This is a genomic window from Rhodococcus sp. 27YEA15, from assembly GCF_049739425.1.
Lineage (GTDB): Bacteria > Actinomycetota > Actinomycetes > Mycobacteriales > Mycobacteriaceae > Rhodococcus_F.
On the sequence record NZ_JBMHHW010000001.1, the window covers coordinates 2,089,383 to 2,106,724 of the forward strand.

At 64.0% G+C, this 17,342-nt stretch carries 15 protein-coding genes; 9 read left to right on the forward strand and 6 right to left on the reverse strand.

What is annotated here, in order from left to right:
• Window positions 1-246: 246 nt before the first annotated feature.
• Complete coding sequence (locus tag ABH922_RS09690; protein WP_424806716.1) at window positions 247-1,800, reverse strand: MDR family MFS transporter; 1,554 nt, start codon at window positions 1,798-1,800, stop codon at window positions 247-249.
• 30 nt (window positions 1,801-1,830) lie between these two features.
• Window positions 1,831-2,460 (reverse strand): TetR/AcrR family transcriptional regulator, encoded by a 630-nt coding sequence (locus ABH922_RS09695; RefSeq protein WP_424806717.1) that lies wholly within the window; start codon window positions 2,458-2,460, stop codon window positions 1,831-1,833.
• A gap of 293 nt (window positions 2,461-2,753) precedes the next feature.
• Between ABH922_RS09695 and ABH922_RS09700 the strand changes: the two genes are divergently transcribed.
• Window positions 2,754-3,158 carry a DUF1622 domain-containing protein gene (locus ABH922_RS09700; RefSeq protein ID WP_424806718.1) on the forward strand — a complete coding sequence of 135 codons (405 nt, stop codon included), beginning with the start codon at window positions 2,754-2,756 and terminating at the stop codon, window positions 3,156-3,158.
• Window positions 3,159-3,162: 4 nt separating this feature from the next.
• Here the strand turns inward: ABH922_RS09700 and ABH922_RS09705 are convergent, their stop codons facing one another.
• The 3 genes from ABH922_RS09705 to ypfJ form a co-directional block, all read right to left on the reverse strand.
• Window positions 3,163-3,879 carry an SRPBCC domain-containing protein gene (locus ABH922_RS09705; protein WP_424806719.1) on the reverse strand — a complete coding sequence of 239 codons (717 nt, stop codon included), beginning with the start codon at window positions 3,877-3,879 and terminating at the stop codon, window positions 3,163-3,165.
• Window positions 3,880-3,881: 2 nt separating this feature from the next.
• On the reverse strand, window positions 3,882-4,496 hold the full coding sequence (locus ABH922_RS09710; protein ID WP_424806720.1) for an ArsR/SmtB family transcription factor: 615 nt from the start codon (window positions 4,494-4,496) through the stop codon (window positions 3,882-3,884).
• A gap of 72 nt (window positions 4,497-4,568) precedes the next feature.
• Entirely contained in the window at window positions 4,569-5,501 is a 933-nt protein-coding gene (gene ypfJ, locus ABH922_RS09715; RefSeq protein WP_424806721.1) for a KPN_02809 family neutral zinc metallopeptidase, read from the reverse strand.
• Window positions 5,502-5,668: 167 nt separating this feature from the next.
• Between ypfJ and aspS the strand changes: the two genes are divergently transcribed.
• Together aspS and ABH922_RS09725 are read left to right on the forward strand one after the other, a co-directional pair.
• A complete protein-coding gene (aspS, locus tag ABH922_RS09720; protein WP_424806722.1) occupies window positions 5,669-7,456 on the forward strand; it encodes an aspartate--tRNA ligase in 1,788 nt (595 codons plus the stop codon).
• Between the two features lie 207 nt (window positions 7,457-7,663).
• A complete protein-coding gene (locus ABH922_RS09725) occupies window positions 7,664-8,845 on the forward strand; it encodes a phosphotransferase family protein (protein WP_424806723.1) in 1,182 nt (393 codons plus the stop codon).
• A gap of 38 nt (window positions 8,846-8,883) precedes the next feature.
• Here the strand turns inward: ABH922_RS09725 and ABH922_RS09730 are convergent, their stop codons facing one another.
• Entirely contained in the window at window positions 8,884-9,264 is a 381-nt protein-coding gene (locus ABH922_RS09730) for a nuclear transport factor 2 family protein (RefSeq protein WP_424806724.1), read from the reverse strand.
• A 171-nt stretch (window positions 9,265-9,435) separates the two neighbouring features.
• On the opposite strand from ABH922_RS09730, the gene ABH922_RS09735 reads away from it, so the two are divergent.
• From ABH922_RS09735 to ABH922_RS09760, 6 genes are all read left to right on the forward strand, one after another.
• Window positions 9,436-10,782: a replication-associated recombination protein A gene (locus tag ABH922_RS09735; protein ID WP_424809616.1), complete on the forward strand. Its 1,347-nt coding sequence runs from the start codon at window positions 9,436-9,438 to the stop codon at window positions 10,780-10,782.
• A 76-nt stretch (window positions 10,783-10,858) separates the two neighbouring features.
• Window positions 10,859-13,531, forward strand: coding sequence for an alanine--tRNA ligase (alaS, locus tag ABH922_RS09740; protein ID WP_424806725.1), 2,673 nt, complete (start codon window positions 10,859-10,861; stop codon window positions 13,529-13,531).
• Between the two features lie 2 nt (window positions 13,532-13,533).
• The gene (ruvX, locus tag ABH922_RS09745) at window positions 13,534-14,067 is read left to right on the forward strand and encodes a Holliday junction resolvase RuvX (protein WP_424806726.1); all 534 of its coding nucleotides are present in this window, start codon (window positions 13,534-13,536) and stop codon (window positions 14,065-14,067) included.
• A complete protein-coding gene (locus tag ABH922_RS09750) occupies window positions 14,064-15,692 on the forward strand; it encodes an endolytic transglycosylase MltG (protein ID WP_424806727.1) in 1,629 nt (542 codons plus the stop codon). Before ruvX ends, ABH922_RS09750 begins: the two co-directional genes overlap by 4 nt.
• 1 nt (window position 15,693) lies before the next feature.
• Entirely contained in the window at window positions 15,694-16,509 is an 816-nt protein-coding gene (locus ABH922_RS09755; protein ID WP_424806728.1) for a shikimate dehydrogenase, read from the forward strand.
• An 87-nt stretch (window positions 16,510-16,596) separates the two neighbouring features.
• The gene (locus ABH922_RS09760; protein WP_424806729.1) at window positions 16,597-17,232 is read left to right on the forward strand and encodes a prepilin peptidase; all 636 of its coding nucleotides are present in this window, start codon (window positions 16,597-16,599) and stop codon (window positions 17,230-17,232) included.
• The last annotated feature ends 110 nt before the right edge of the window (window positions 17,233-17,342 follow it).

A 17,342-nucleotide genomic window follows, 5' to 3' on the forward strand; every position in this document is an offset into this window, starting at 1 on the left:
GTGGACGATTTCTGGTCATCTCTCCGGCGGGTTCGCTTCTGCTATTCATCTGCCAATGACGGAACTACACAATTTACCGAACTTTGGCTATGTCAGATGCGCACGCAACAACGGTTCACAGTCACCACTGAACTCACCACCACATCACTAGCTGAGCATCGGGCAACGAAGGTAGGGACCGGAAAATGCCGTACGGCCCGGGCGAGCGATCCGGGCCGTACGGCATGTCGGTGTAGTGGTGTTCGGTCAGTCGAGGGGAGCGGCCGACCGGTCGATGGTGGTTGCCAATGGCTTTTCCGTGACGAACAGCAGCAAGATCACCGCTGCGATGACCAGCGGAACGAGGTACATGAAGATCGGGGCGAGCGCGTCGTTGTACGACCCGACGATGATTTCGCGAACTCGAGCGGGCAACTTCCAGAGAACTTCAGGTGTGAGTGAGTTCGCGTCTCCACCGGCCGACGCACCTGCGGGCAGTCGTTCGGACAGAAGATTGGTCAATCGTGAGGCGAAGAGACTGCCGACTACCGCGCTGCCGAGTGATGCCCCGATCTGGCGGAAGAAGTTATTCGAGGCCGTCGCTGTGCCGACTTCGCCTGCCGGGAAGGTGTTCTGCACGATCAGAATCAGGATTTGCATGACCAGCCCCAGTCCGACGCCCATGAGTGCGATGTACAGGCCGAACACGACCAGTGACGTCGACGGGGTCAGGCGCGAAAGTAGTACGAGGGCGACAGCCACGATCGAGGTGCCGACGATCGGGAAGACCTTGTACCGACCGGTGCGGCTGACCAACTGGCCGGATCCGATAGACGCGACCAGCAGGCCTGCCATCATCGGGATCATCATCAGCCCGGCTTCGGTGGCGTTCTTTCCGGTCACCATCTGGATGTACGTGGGCAGGTAAGCCAGTGCACCGAACATCGCGATGCCGATCACCAGACCGGCGGAGGTGGTGAGAACGAAATTCTTCTGGGCGAACAGGTGCATCGGAATAACCGGTTCGGCGGCGCGGCGTTCGACGTACACGAATGCGACTGCCGCAACAACGGATCCGATCATCAGGCCGATGATGATGCCGGAGCCCCACGCGTAGGTGTTGCCGCCCCAGGTGGTGAAGAGAATCAGACAGGTGGCTGCAGTGGCTACCAGGGCCATCCCCAGGTAGTCGATTCGAGGCTTACCGCGGTTCGGCTTGGGTAGGTGAAGGAATGCGACAGCGCTGGCGATGGCGAGCAGGCCGAGCGGAATGTTGATCCAGAAGGCCCATCGCCAACCGATGCTCTCGGTGAACCAGCCGCCGAGTAGCGGGCCTGCCACCGACGCCAGGGCGAACACGCCACCCATCGCACCCATGTAGCGGCCGCGCTGACGTGCAGGGACGACGTCGGCGATGATTGCCTGGGACAGCAGGATCAGCCCGCCACCGCCGAGCCCCTGAACGGCGCGGCCGGCGATGAGAGTGGTCATGTCATGGGACATGCCCCCGATGATCGAGCCGACGATGAAAATGCTGATTGCGCCGATGAACAGGCCTTTTCGGCCGATCAAGTCGCCCATCTTGCCGTACACCGGCATCATGATCGTCGAAGCGAGAATGTACGCGGTGGTGACCCACACCATGTGGTTCACCCCGTGCAGCTCGCCGACGATGGTGGGCAGGGCAGTACTGAACACCATCTGATCCAATGACGCCAACAGCATGGTGATCATCAGGCCGACGAATACGAGAATCAACGCTCGTTTGTCGGTCGGTGCGTCGACTTCGGTGCCGGTCGGCGCAGCTTCTCGGGTGGACATAGGCATCCTTTGTGAATTAGTGGTGATTTTTCACTGATCCGAGCGTAGGACTCGGGCCATGAGTTCGAGGGCGGGATCGACAAGTTCGGTGCGCGGACTTGCGCGCTCGCTCTTCTGCCATTGACGGAACACGTACCGCATTGCAGCTCCGGCGATGACGACCGTCACGGTGGCCTCGTCGATCGCCGCGGTGTCGTCGAGTAGCCGATGTCCCGGGCGCTGCAGCAGTTCCTGGGTGAGTGTCCGGGTGAGCGTGTCTTCCAGTTCGTGGAATGCGGCCAGATGTTGTTGGAGCAGGGCTGGATGTCGATCGAAGATCTGGCGACGATGTACGAGGATGTCCGGCCGCTCGTCGACCAGTCGCATGGCTTCCTCGAACACGGCAAGTGCGCCGCGAAGGGGATCTTCGGGATGCTCGGCGAGGAGCGTGGTCATGATTTCGGGTGCGGGAACTCTGAGCATCAACCCACCGATGGCGGCGTCCTTGGTGGGGAAGTAGTTGAAGAACGTGCGAGTCGAGAGGTTGCATCTTTCGCAAATGCGCTCGACAGTGACATTTTCGTACCCGAGTTCGAGCACGAGTTCCACTGCGGTTTGTTCGATCTGTTGTCGGGTGGCGATTCTTTTCCGCTCGCGCAATCCCGGTGTCTCGTGCCCCATTTCGACAATTATTGCACACCATGCAATATTTCAGCCACTGCAATATTTGGTCAAAGAATACACAAAGAGCAGGCAAAGAAGGGGGCCAAGTGCGTTCGCTGCGCGCGCATTGAATACATCGACGACGCAATAGAGGCGTTCTACGCAAGACTGCACGGGGGTACCGGCTGCCGCAGCGGTTGAATGTCCTGGCGGGTGGACAGGTGTGCGCCCTGGGGGCGTTGAATGAAATTCATTCGACGATGGCGGCGCGTCCGCTCGACTTGTCCGATTCCGGACCCGAACATGTCCTCATGAACACCACACGATTCTTCGAGCTGGTCACCGAGTGGTTGGAGGTTCTCGGAGTAATCGCGATCGTGATCGGTATGGTGTTCGCCTTCACCATTGCCGGCCGGGCGTGGGCGCGCACCAAAGACGGTGCTTCGGCGTTTCGCACACTTCGGGAAACCCTGGGGGCGGTGATTCTGTTGGGACTCGAGATTCTGGTGGCCGCGGATCTGGTGAAGACCGTGACGTCGACGCCGTCGCTGACCGACGCCGCCGTGCTCGGACTCATCGTGTTGATCCGAACCGTTCTGAGTCTGTCCATCCAGATCGAGATCGACGGCGTACTCCCGTGGCGTAAGGCGCTGACGTCGAGTCCGGAACTGCTCGCCCGCGCAGTGCGACGATCAACCTCCGAACCCGACTCCTAGATCATCAGCCGAAAACCCCGTCGAGCCAGGTCTGCCAAGCCGCCGTCGTGGCATTACCGTCGGTGCCGGCGGCGAACAGATGGTGCGCAGCATCGACCGTGCCGCCGAAGGCATTTCGGCCGTAGAATCGCAACAGTGCGCTCTCGCTCCGCAGGCCGGTGAACCAGTCGTCGAGGTAGTCGACAACGACGTCGACAGGCTCGAGCCCGGGAACGCCGACGGTGAGAGTGTCGCCGACAGCCGTGGTCGGCCCGATGCCGAGCGCGGTGCGTAACACGTCGACGCCGTCTCGGGCGCTCGACGATTCCGGACCCTCGACGGTGACGTAGGTGGCGGTCCGACCGGCGAAGTATCGAAGGTACTGGCCGAGGCTGTGCAGATAGAAGTCGGTGTGTTTGCTTGCACCGTCGTACTGGTTGTCCCAGTCCTGTGTGAAGACGCCCTCGTGAACGTAGCGAACGACAGCAGTGCTGTTGTCGTGTCCTTCGACGACGTATTCGAGATTGTTGAACCAGCCGTCAGGGCCTTCCACACGGATGGCCAGTTCGGTGGGGGGTTCCCACGTGGCGATGACCGGGCTGTCCGGGCGGCTACCGTCGGCCGGAAATTCCAAGGGGGAGGGGAACATCCACCCGCCGGTTTCCGCGGAGATCGCGGCCCAAATCTGCTCGGGTGTTCCGGGTACGACTACTTCGCGGCGGATCTCGAAATTCTCGGGCATCACTACTTCTCCGTTTCGGTCGAGTCGAGTGTTGTCGGTGTGGTGAGGCTGGGATGCAACGCGACTACCAGTCGGTGTCTGCGGCCGGTTTCGGCGTTGCCGTCGTGATACTTGGCGACAAGTGAATTGACGGTCTCGCCGAGTTCGACGGCAAACGCAGCACGGTCGGCGGCGGTCCCGAACGTCACCTCGCTGTCGATGGAGTACGACGCCAGCGGCTTCCCTGCGGCGGTGGCCCTCGCGATGAGCTCGCCGACCTCGCGGACGAGGCGCGACGCCAGAGTGACGAGCCAGCGGGCGGAAAGTTGATCGGGGAACCTGCTCGGATCGGGAGCGAGCGCAGACAATGCGGCGGGGGAGATCACGTACGACGCGGCGCTGGCCTGCATGATCCGCTCGGTCATATTTCCGCGTTTGCGTTCCTGCACCAGTTCGACGAGCCCGTGCTCTTCGAGGGTGCGCAGGTGATAGTTGACCTTCTGTCGAGTGAGGCCCACGCGTGCCGCCAACGACGTAGCCGACCCCGGTACGGCGAGTTCGGCCAGTATCTTCTGGCGCACCGGATCGAGCGTGGCTTCTGCCACGGCCGCTCGATCGATGACTGCTACCTCCAACATGAGAAAACCATTCCACCGACAATGAGATCTGTCAAGACAAAAAAAATTGTCGGCGGAATGGTTCTCCGACGGTCACTTCAGTTTCAGGCCGGGCGGGTTGTTCAGATCCCGAGTCGAATAGGTGTCGCACGAGGAGACCTGTCCGGACTGATATCCGGTCAGGAACCACTTCTGGCGCTGCTCGGAGGAGCCGTGCGTCCAGCCCTCCGGATTGACGCGGCCGGTGGCCGCCTTTTGGATCCGATCGTCACCGACCGCCGACGCTGCCGAGAGTGCGTCACGAATGTCGTTTTGAGACAACGGCTTCAGGAATGGCTGCCCGGACTTGCCGTTGGGTATCGAATCGGCGAAGTGCGCCCACACACCGGCATAACAGTCTGCCTGCAGTTCGGTCCGGACTGCGCCGGACTGCTCGCCCTGCGGGTCGGCCTGCGCACGGCCGATGTCGCCGAGTTGGTTCTGGATATGGTGGCCGAACTCGTGCGCGACGACGTACTCCTGGGCCAACGGTCCGCCACTCGAACCGAAGCGATCCACCAGAAGTTGGAAGAACGACGTATCGAAATACGCCGTCTTGTCGGCCGGGCAGTAGAACGGCCCGACGTCACTCGACGCCTGTCCGCACCCGGTGTTCACCGAACCGCTGAACAACACGACGTCGGGGCGTACGTAGGGCGTTCCGGTCTGGGTGAGCAGTTCCTGCTGCCACACGTCGTCGAGGCTGCCGACGGTCAACGCCACCCGGCAGTTGACGTCGGTGTTGGCCTGGGCGCCGGTGCAGTCGTCCACCGAGTTCAGTCCGGTGGACGAACTCGTGGTCTCGTCCGAGCTGCTCAGCCCGCTAAGGAACGAGCCGGGATCACCGCCGAACAGCAGCGCCAGGATCAGCACGACGATGCCGCCCGCCCCGCCGCCGATCGCCAGTTTCCCGCCCCGACCGCCACCCCCGCCGCCCTGAACCTGAACGCGCCCCGCTTCGCCGCGGGCCCCCTCGTTGAAGGTCATCTGTGTTCGCTTTCTTCTCGCCTGGCCACCATGGAATATGTGCTTGCGCTCACGTCCGGACATAGCTTCGCATGAGACACGTGGTCCGCGTTTCCGCTCTGCCCACTTCGCTCCGTAGGATCGCAGGCAAAGTAGTCGATCGTCGGCTGTATTTCGAAAGGAATCTCGTGCTGCGCACACATCTCGCCGGTTCATTGCGACCCGAGCAGGCAGGGCAGACAGTTACGCTCACCGGTTGGGTCGCCAGGCGTCGTGATCACGGCGGAGTGATCTTCATCGATCTTCGTGATGCGTCCGGAGTGTCGCAGGTCGTCTTCCGCGCAGGTGACGTCGCCGAGCAGGCCCACCGTTTGCGTGCGGAGTACTGCGTCCGCGTGACCGGCGTCGTCGAGGTTCGTCCGGAAGGCAACCAGAACTTCGAGATCCCCACCGGTGCTGTCGAGGTCAATGCCACCGAACTCGAGGTACTCAACGAGAGTGCGCCGCTGCCGTTCCAGCTCGACGATCAGGTCGGCGAGGAAGCGCGTCTGAAATATCGCTATCTCGATCTGCGTCGCGAAGGACCCGGACACGCAATTCGTCTGCGCTCCAAGGTGAGTGCCGCCGCCCGTGGGGTGCTGGCGAGCCATGAATTCGTCGAAGTGGAGACGCCCACGTTGACGCGTTCCACCCCGGAGGGTGCACGCGACTTCCTCGTTCCGTCGCGTCTTCAGCCGGGCAACTTCTACGCGTTGCCCCAGAGCCCGCAGTTGTTCAAGCAGCTCCTGATGGTCGGCGGTATCGAGCGGTACTACCAGATTGCCCGCTGCTACCGTGACGAGGACTTCCGTGCGGACCGCCAGCCGGAGTTCACGCAGCTCGACGTCGAGATGTCCTTCGTGAACCAGGACGACGTGATCCTGCTCGCCGAGGAAATCCTGACGGCGCTGTGGAAGCTGGTCGGTCACGAGATCAAGACTCCGATCGCGAGGATGACCTACGACGAGGCGATGCGCCGCTACGGCAGCGACAAGCCCGATCTGCGTTTCGGCATCGAACTGGTCGAGTGTGCCGAATTCTTCAAAGACACCAGCTTCCGTGTCTTCCAGGCCGAGTACGTGGGCGCCGTCGTCATGCCCGGTGGTGCGAGCCAGCCGCGCAAGCAGCTCGACGCGTGGCAGGAATGGGCCAAGCAGCGCGGGTCCAAGGGATTGGCGTATGTGCTGGTCGGTGAGGACGGCACCCTCGGCGGACCTGTCGCCAAGAACCTGACCGACGCCGAACGCGCCGGCCTTGCCGCCCACGTCGGCGCGCAGCCGGGCGACTGCATTTTCTTCGGTGCAGGGGCGACCAAGTCCACCCGCGCACTGCTCGGTGCGGCGCGCGGCGAGATCGCTCGCAAGAAAGACCTCATCGACCCCAAGGCGTGGGCATTCGTGTGGATCGTCGACGCGCCGATGTTCGAACCGGCCGCCGACGCCACCGCGTCCGGTGACGTCGCTCTCGGGCATTCCGCGTGGACTGCCGTGCACCACGCCTTCACCTCGCCCAAACCGGAGTTCTTCGACACCTTCGACACCGATCCCGGGTCGGCGTTGGCGTACGCGTACGACATCGTCTGCAACGGCAACGAGATCGGTGGTGGCAGTATCCGTATCCACCGTCGCGACATCCAGGAGCGGGTGTTCGGCGTCATGGGTATCACAGAGGAAGAGGCACAGGAACAGTTCGGCTTCCTCCTCGACGCGTTTGCGTTCGGCGCGCCACCGCACGGCGGAATCGCGTTCGGCTGGGACCGCATCACCGCGTTGCTCGCCGGCGTGGACTCGATCCGAGAGGTCATCGCCTTCCCGAAGTCCGGCGGCGGCGTGGATCCGCTCACCTCTGCGCCTGCAGCGATCTCGCTCCAGCAGCGCAAGGAATCGGGCATAGACGCGAAGCCCGAGAAGAAGGACGACGACGCGCCGAGCGCGTAGGCATGTAGGTCGGACAAGTGTCCGGGTACCGAATCATCACGGTGCCCGGGCATTTTGTTCGTCTAGGTGAAATTCGTTTCCGGGCACGATGATTGCGCTATCAACGCTGATAGATCCGGTTTGTGGGCGGTTTTGCCGGTGCCTCCTCGAAATCAGTGGCGGCAAGTGTGCCGTGAGCGTGATCGCTAACGGGTAGGTTGGTCTGTGATGACAGCAATACTGGCAGACCCCGTTTCCGAAGTCGTCGCGGCAGCCGAGCACCTGCTCGCTCGCCGAACCGGCGCACCCGTGACCCTGGTGGATCCCGTGGACCTGGGGGGCAGTGGACGTACCATCGTATTGAGGGTTCGGGTGGACGAGAATCCGTTCTCCTTGCCCAGGACTCTGGTGATCAAGCAGGTTCGCAACTCCTTCGACGGTGGCGCCAAGACGGTGATCGCCCAGTCCACGGACGGCGCGCGCTCGTTCGACTCCGGCGCCGCGTTCCTCCGCGAAGCGGTGTCTTACCAGTTCGCCAACGCATTGGCGAAGGATGCGCGTCCAGGTGCGCAATTGCTTGCATCCGATCTGAACTCTCAACTTCTCGTGCTCAGTGATCTGGGAGATTCGACGCCGATCAGCGCGCTACTGGAAGACCCGGACCCCGACACCGTCACGAATACGCTCATGGCCATGGCCCAGGCAATGGGCCGCATGCACGCCGCAACCGTTGGTCGCGAGGGAGATTTCACGGCCCTGCTGCGTCGAGCGGACGTAGGGCACTACTGCGACGAGATCTCCGACCAGGTCGGCCGCGTCGTCGCCGAAGTACCGTCCCTGCTGGCCGAACTTCTGGGCGTCGACGTCGACGCCGAGGTGACCTCGCAAGTCGATCGCGGACGACAGTTGTTCAGCGGCGGACGTTTTCGGGCATTCAGCCCGTCCGATCTGTGCCCGGACAACATCATCGTCAACGACGAGGGTGTTCGGTTCCTCGACTACGAGTGGGGCGGCTATCGGGACGCGACGCTCGATATCGCCCATTCGCTCGTGTCGTTCCCGGGCTGCCTGTGCAGTGTGGATCTCACCGAGGAGCGAGCGTCGGCAATGGTCGACGCGTGGCGCGCCGAAGTGGTAGGTATGTGGCCGGCACTCGCGGACGAGGCAGAGTTGGGGCGTCGCCTCGTCGAGGCGCAACTTATCTGGGTCTGGCTCAGTACGTATCTGTTTCTGCCCGAAGATCATTCGCGTATCGCTGCGGTCCGTGAACATCACCTGTCGATACCCCGCGCCGAGGCACTGATCGTTCGCTGGGAACGCCTTGCCAGGGCGGCAGACGTTACCGGCAACACGGCGGTCGCATCACACTCGCAGCAGATGGTCACGGCACTTCGAGCCCGCTTCAGCTGAGCCGCGGCGGGCGCGTGCGCGGCCCGCCGCGAGTAGGGTCAGTTGTCTTCGAAGAGATCGTTCTCGGACAGATCAGTTGCCGCGAGAGCTGCGGCAAGGCTGTCGTGCCGGAACGTGGACGTGACCTGATCGCGTACTACCCGAAATGCCGAGGCGACCGTCTGCGGCTTGTCCGGCTCGGCCGCCCATGTCTCGGTCTGCTCCGCCACGACCACCCCGTGGTGGACGTACAGGGCGCCCGGGATCAGCGTCACGTCTGCAGTTTCGGCCCATTCGCGTAGTGCCGCGAGGCCTTGTCCTGCGCCTTTCGGGCCTGCTACCTCGATGTCGTCGCTCGACAGTTTCAGCAGGGTGTCGGTATCGCGGTTGTTGAGTGCGTCGTGCCACGCGAGGACGGTGGCGATCTCGGAGGTGCTCATGGCGACCACGCTATCGAATCCGCTGCGCCGGTGCGTGTGGCGTCACGGCTTCGGCGACAGATTTCGCGTGGCGTCGGTGTGCTCCAGTAACGTCGGGCCGTGAGTGATTGGCAGGGTGAAGGTGACGTGGAGGACAGCGGACTGTTCGAGGCTCCGCAGATCGAGGAGGACGTGGCCGACGAGCCGCGCGCTGTGTCGGTGCCGCGATCGGAGCCGATGGCCGTGGATCTGAGCGCTCCGCTGGCGGTGCGGATGCGTCCCCGCACGCTCGGAGAAGTCGTCGGTCAGCAACACCTGCTCGGCCAGGGGGCGCCGCTGCGACGTCTGGTGGAAGGTTCCGGGGCGGCCTCGGTGATGCTGTACGGTCCGCCGGGTACCGGAAAGACCACCTTGGCGTCGTTGATCTCGGGGGCTACCGGTCGACGCTTCGAGGCGATGTCGGCATTGTCGGCCGGGGTCAAGGAAGTTCGCGGTGTCATCGAACTTGCCCGCCGACGACTACTGGGCGGTGAACAGACTGTCCTGTTCATCGACGAGGTGCACCGCTTCTCCAAGACGCAACAGGATGCACTTCTCGCGGCGGTGGAAAATCGAATCGTGTTGTTGGTGGGCGCCACCACCGAGAATCCGTCGTTTTCCGTGGTCTCGGCCTTGCTCTCGCGTTCGCTGGTGCTGCAGTTGCAGTCGCTGACACCCGCCGACGTGCAGGAACTGCTCGAACGCGCAGTGACCGACGAACGCGGTTTCGGCGGCTCGGTGACCGTCGAGGACGACGCGATGGACCATCTGGTGCGGCTGGCGTCCGGTGACGCCCGCCGTGCTCTGACTGCGCTCGAAGCCGCGGCCGGTGCCGCCCTCGACACCGCGGACGGCGAGTCGGGCCCGGCCGTTGTGGATCTCGCGACGGTCGAGGCGAGCGTCGACAAGGCGGCGGTGCGCTACGACCGGGCCGGAGATCAGCACTACGACGTCATCAGTGCGTTCATCAAGAGCATCCGCGGCTCCGACGTCGACGCCGCGCTGCACTACCTGGCTCGAATGCTGACCGCGGGGGAAGACCCTCGCTTCATCGCACGGCGGCTGATGGTCCATGCCAGCGAGGACATCGGCATGGCCGATCCGATGGCATTGCAGACCGCGGCGGCTGCCGCACAGGCCGTGCAGCTGATCGGGATGCCCGAAGCCAGGCTGGCGTTGGCGCAGGCGACCATTCACCTGGCCACCGCGCCCAAGTCCGGTGCGGTCACCGCGGCACTCGGTGCGGCCATGGCAGACGTGGCCGCCGGAAAATCCGGTTTGGTGCCACCACATCTACGTGACGGCCACTACAAGGGTGCCGAGGCCCTCGGTAACGCGATCGGCTACAAGTACCCACACGACACGCGTGATGGCGTTCTGCGGCAACAGTATCCGCCGGACGACCTGGTCGGCGTCGACTATTACGAGCCCACCAACCACGGCAACGAGCGGGAGATAGCGGATCGGGTGGTGAAGCTGCGCCGGATCGTCCGAGGCTGAGTCCCGGAAAAGTAGCTGCATCGACGCGATAGTCTGGACACCCGTAGCTCGACGTCTTGAAGGTAAGGAACGGTTAGTGCAAACCCACGAGATCCGCAGGCGATTCCTCGACCACTTCGTCAAGGCCGGCCACAGCGAGGTTCCCAGCGCGTCGCTGATTCTCGATGATCCGAACCTTCTGTTCGTCAATGCGGGCATGGTGCCGTTCGTGCCGTACTTCCTCGGCCAGCAGACCCCGTCCTACACCCGTGCCACCTCGGTGCAGAAGTGCGTTCGCACCCTCGACATCGAGGAAGTGGGCATCACCACCCGTCACAACACGTTCTTCCAGATGGCAGGCAACTTCTCCTTCGGCGACTACTTCAAGAAGGACGCCATCGCCCTGGCCTGGCAGTTGTTGACCGGATCGGTCGAAGACGGCGGCTACGGCATCGACCCGACGCGCCTGTGGGCAACCGTCTACCTCGACGACGACGAAGCGTTCGCGATCTGGCGTGACGAGGTCGGCGTGCCGGAAGAGCGCATTCAGCGCCGCGGTATGAAGGACAATTACTGGTCCATGGGTATCCCCGGCCCGTGCGGCCCGTGCTCGGAGATCTTCTACGACCGGGGCCCCGAATACGGCGTCGAAGGTGGCCCGGAGGCCGACGAGGACCGCTACATCGAGATCTGGAACCTCGTGTTCATGCAGAACGAACGCGGTGAAGGCACCAACAAGGGCGACTATCAGATCCTCGGACCGCTGCCGAAGAAGAACATCGACACCGGCATGGGCATCGAGCGTGTCGCGTTCCTGCTTCAGGGCGTCGAGAACGTCTACGAGACCGACCTGCTCCGCCCGGTGATCGAGAAGGCGGCCGAGCTGACGGGCAGCGTCTACGGTGCCGATCACACTTCCGACGTGCGCTTTCGCGTCATCGCCGACCACGCGCGCACGGCCGCGATGTTGATCGCGGACGGCGTCAACCCGGGTAACTACGGCCGCGGTTACGTGCTGCGCCGGTTGTTGCGCCGCATTGTGCGCTCGGCCAAACTACTCGGCAGTGAGCAGCCCACGATGCGTGAGTTCATGGTCGTCGTCCGCGACACCATGGCCCCTTCGTACCCGGTGCTCGAGAGTGATTTCACGCGAATCGAGAACGTCGCAGTCGGCGAAGAGACCGCATTCCTCAAGACCCTGGCCTCGGGTTCGGCGTTGTTCGAAGGTGCCGCGGACGCGGTCAAGTCGTCCGGCAAATCCGTCATCGGCGGTGACCAGGCGTTCGCGCTGCACGACACCTATGGCTTCCCGATCGACCTGACCCTGGAAATGGCTTCGGAGGCCGGGCTTTCGGTCGACGAAGACGGTTTCCGCACGCTCATGGCCGAGCAACGCAAGCGCGCCAAGGACGACGCCCAGGCACGAAAGCACGCCCACGCCGACCTCACCGTCTACAAAGAGCTCCTCGATCGCGGGCCCACCGAATTCACCGGCTTCGACGAGCTGGTCTCCGAAGCGCGGGTGCTCGCGCTCATCTCGGACGGCGTCCGCGTACCCGTCGCCACGGCCGGTCAGTCCGTGGAGGTGATCGTCGATCGGAGCCCGCTGTACGCGGAGTCCGGTGGACAGATCGCGGACATCGGTACCCTCACCGCACCCGGCTTCGAAGCGCGCGTCGACGACGTGCAGAAGATCGCGAAGAAGGTCTGGACTCACAAGGTCACCATCGGCAAGGGCGAGATCGCCGAGGGCGATGCGCTGCTCGTGCACGTCGACGCGCAGTGGCGCAAGGGCTCGACTCAGGGCCACTCCGGCACGCACATGGTGCACGCGGCGCTGCGTCAGGTGCTCGGCCCCAACGCCGTCCAGGCCGGCTCGTTGAACAAGCCCGGATACCTCCGTTTCGACTTCTCCTGGCAGGGCGCGCTGTCGGAGTCGCAGAAGCAGGACATCGAAGCCGTCACCAACGAAGCGGTGGCAGCGAACTATGCGGTGAACACCTTTGTCACCGACCTGGACAAGGCCAAGGCGATGGGCGCGATGGCGCTCTTCGGCGAGAACTACGGCGACGAGGTCCGGGTCGTCGAAATCGGCGGACCGTTCTCGATGGAACTGTGCGGCGGTACCCACGTCGGCAGCTCCGCGCAGATCGGTCAGGTCACGCTGCTCGGTGAGCAATCCGTCGGCTCCGGCATCCGGCGCGTCGAGGCGTACGTCGGCCTCGACTCGTACCGGTACCTGGCCAAGGAACGCGCGTTGATGGCCGGTTTGTCCTCGTCGCTGAAGGTGCCGTCCGAGGAAGTTCCGGCCCGCGTCGAGGCGTTGGTCGAGCGTCTCAAGGTAGCCGAGAAGGAACTCGAACAGACCAAGGCGAAGGCGGTTCTCGCCGCGGCCGGCGATTTCGTCGCCAAGGCCACCCGAATCGGGGGCGTTCTCGTGATCGCAGAGCCGGCTCCAGCCGGCGTCGGCGGTAACGATCTGCGCGCTCTCGTCACCGACGTCAAGGGGCGTCTCGGTACCGAACCTGCCGTCGTTTCGCTCCTCGGTGATGTCGACGGCAAGGTGCCGTTCGTCGTCGCCGTGAGCAAGGCCGCCCAAGCTCTCGGCATCAAGGCCGGCGATCTGGTCGGGTCCTTCGGCCCGAAGATCGGCGGCCGAGGCGGCGGAAAGCCGGATATGGCACAGGGCTCCGGGTCCGACGCCGCAGGAATCCCCGCAGCCCTCGATGCGATCCGGGACCGCGTCGGAGAGCTGGCGAGCGGAAGCTGACGGTGGCGACCCAACCGGGCCCCGACCGTCCGGGTGTCGACGATCCGGGGCGCGGCCGACGAATCGCGATAGACGTCGGAAGCGTCCGGATCGGAGTCGCATCGAGCGACCCGGACGGCATTCTGGCCACACCGGTCGAAACGGTCAGCCGATCCAAGGAACGCGGTCCCGACGCGCCCGATATTCGGCGCATTATCGACATCGTCGCCGAGTACGAGGCCGTGGAGGTTATCGTCGGACTGCCACAGACGCTGCGCGGTGAGCACGGTAAGGCTGCCGGCATCGCAACCGCGTTCGCGAAACGACTGCAACGAGCAGTAGAACCGATACCGGTGCGATTGTCCGACGAGCGACTGACCACAGTCACCGCAGCACGCAACTTGCGTGAGAGCGGCGTCAAGGCTCGCGGACAGCGCCCGATGATCGACCAGGCCGCTGCGGTGGAAATCTTGCAAGGGTGGTTGGACGAGCGGAGTAGAGCAGTGACACCAGTGGAGTCGTCAGGCGACGCATCCGCAGGGGAGGATGGTCGGTGAGCGGGCGTTGGGACGAGGGCGACCCACAGCAGACCGACCGACACGAGGCGTATCAGGCCGGCTGGCGGGAGCCGACCCCGACGGACGGACGGGATCGACAGCACGACGGCCGTGATCTCCACGATGATGGGTACAGCCCTGATGCCTACCGTCCCGACGAGCACAGCGCTGACGGGGCCGGGCACGACCGACACGAGCAGCGTGCACCTCACCTCGCGGAACCGCACCGAACCGACGCCCGCGACCCGGGGGGCGCTCCCGGCAGCGCGCAGTATCCATCCGACGCCCGCGATCGGTACTCCCGTGGTCGATACGAGCCACAACAGCAGGAACCGGCGCCGGGGCGCCGATACGAACGGTCGTTCGACTACGACAACACCGAGACCGTCGTCATGCGGGCGCTGCCACAGAGTATCGACCCGCCGCACACATCCCGCTCCCAAGCCCGCAAGAACCGCGAGGCCCGTGACAAGCGCGCCAAACGTGGCAAGAAAGTCGGCGTGCTGGCGATCCTGGTCCTGGTTCTCGCAGTCCTGGGCGCCGGAGCGTACGGAGCTTTCTGGTATTTCGATCGCACCAGCGCGCCGGCCGACTTCGCCGGCCCCGGTGGTGCTCCCGTGGTGATTCAGGTGCACAGCGGCGATACCGCCACCGAGATCGGCGGTGCCCTCGCGGCCAAAGACGTGGTCGCCAGCTCCGCTGCGTTCTACAACGCCGCAGTAGCCAACCCGACCGAGATATCGAAGGTTCAGCCCGGGTTCTACCAAGTCCCCGTCCAGAGCAAGGCCTCGGATGCACTCGATGCCCTGATCGCACCCGATTCCCGTGTCGGGTACGTCGTCGTGGCCGAGGGCCGCCAATTGCACGATTCGCGGGACGTGCAGACCGAGGCGGTCAAGAAGGGCATCTACAGCCTGATCGCCGAGGCCAGTTGCGTGGGTCCGGCTGATTCACAGAAGTGTGTTTCGGCCGACGATCTCAACGTGGCCGGTGCCTCACCCGATCTGACGGCACTCGGAGTGCCGCAGTGGGCCATGTCTTCGGTGCAGGGTGTTCCGGACAAGGACCGGCAGCTCGAAGGTCTCATCGCCGCGCGCAGTTGGGATTTCGACCCCACCGCGTCACCGACCGACATCCTGCGCGCTCTGGTCGAAGGCAGTGCGGCGCAGTACGAATCGACTGGCATCCTCACCGCGGGAGCCGGCGTGGGATTGACGCCGTACCAGCTTCTGGTGTCGGCATCCTTGGTCGAACGCGAGGCTCTGCCGGTGGACATGTCGAAGGTTGCCCGCGTGATCGTCAACAGGCTTGCCGTGGGTCAGCCGCTGCAGTTCGACTCCACCGTCAATTACTCGTTGGACACCACCGAAGTGGCCACCACCGACGAGGACCGCGCCCGTGTGACTCCGTGGAACACGTACGCCATGCCCGGACTGCCCGCCACGCCTATCGCATCGCCGAGCCTGGACGCACTCAGAGCCGTCGAGGCGCCCGCGGACGGTGACTGGTTGTATTTCGTCACGATCAACAAGGAAGGCCAGACGCTGTTCACGCACAGTTATGAGGAACATCTCGCCAACATTCAACTGGCACTCGAGAGCGGCATCCTCGACAGTGGTCGTTGAGGTGAGCGGGCCGCGTAAAGCCGCCGTCCTCGGGTCGCCGATCGAGCACTCGAAGTCCCCGTTACTGCATCGGGCGGCGTACGAATCCCTCGGCCTGACCGGATGGACGTACGAGCGGATCGAGTGCACCGGCGAGCAGTTGCCGGCGTTGGTCGAGAGTCTGGGACCGGAATGGGTCGGTCTGTCGGTGACCATGCCGGGCAAGATCGCGGCCCTCGACTACGCCACTGAGCGAACCCCGCGGGCTGTCACGATCGGTTCGGCGAACACCTTGGTCCGTATCGACGGTGGGTGGCGGGCAGATTGCACGGACGTCGACGGCGTCAGTGGCGCTCTGATCGCCGGTGGTGTCGGCGATCTGACGGACTCGTCGGCTGTGGTGATCGGGGCCGGCGGAACAGCCCGCCCCGCACTGGTGGCTCTTGCGGACCTGGGCGTGGCGTCGGTCAGTGTCGTCGCGCGGGACGCCGGTCGCGCGTCGGGGGCGATCGACTGTGGAGCGTCGGCGGGACTCGAGATCGATTTCGTGGCGTTCGACGACCCGCGTCTGGGCGAAGTGTGCGCGGACTCGTCCGTGCTCGTGAGCACGGTCCCGGCGGTTGCCGCTGAACCGTTCACCGGGCAGTTGAGTCGGGCGAGGTTCGTCCTGGACGCGATCTACGATCCCTGGCCGACGCCGTTGGCTTCGGCCGTGGCGGCATCGGGCGGCATCGTGATCGGTGGTTTGGCGATGCTCCTGAATCAGGCGTTCGGGCAGGTGGAGCAGTTCACCGGTATGCCGGCACCGCGAGAGGTGATGGCGGCCGCGTTGCTCTGACATCGCAGATCGTCCACAGTCGGTGGTGTTTTCCACAGACCGATTTCACCGGGGCGTAACAAACGTCGATCGGTGAATGCTCGATGCATGTCGGGAACAAGCGTTGTCGAGTTGTCGGCCTGGGCTGTGACCGGCGCTGGTGCCGGACGGGTGGCCAGGTTCCTGGTCGAGCGATGGTTGCGGACTGTGCTGCCCTCGGCACGTCTGCCGCCGAGAATGTGTGAGCTGTCCGTAGCAGTAGGCTGGCCGGCTCTCGCATTCGTGGACACGTCCTCACTTACGCACCTTGTCGGTGGTGCTCTGTTGCTGTGGTGGTGTACTACGGTGTCCGCCGTGGACGTGACGGTCCGGCGGCTTCCGAACGTGTTCACCATGCCGGGCTATGCGGGTGTGCTGCTCTGGGCGGCGGTCGTCGATCAGCTCGGTGCGGCTCTCGTCGGTTCGGCCATGCTCGCCGGCGTTCACCTCACGATGTATCTGGTATCCCCAGGTTCGATAGGTGCCGGGGATGTGAAACTTGCTCTTGCCCTCGGCGGTTCGACAGCCATGCTCGGCTCTCAGGTCTGGCTGGGCGCAGCGGCACTCGCACCGGTCCTCACCGCGACCGCAGGCGCCGTGACCGTTCTGGCGAGGCGACGCGGGCCGTGCGGGGAGCGCACGTCCCTTCCGCACGGTCCTTCGATGTGTGCGGCGACGATGACGTCGTACATCGCGCTCACCTGAATCCGATACTGCGGACCGCCGCCCCTAAAAGAGCAAAAGGATCATATAGGTCATACATCACAAAAGGTTGCAAATTATGATTGCCTGTTCAACTATTTGTTGATAACTGA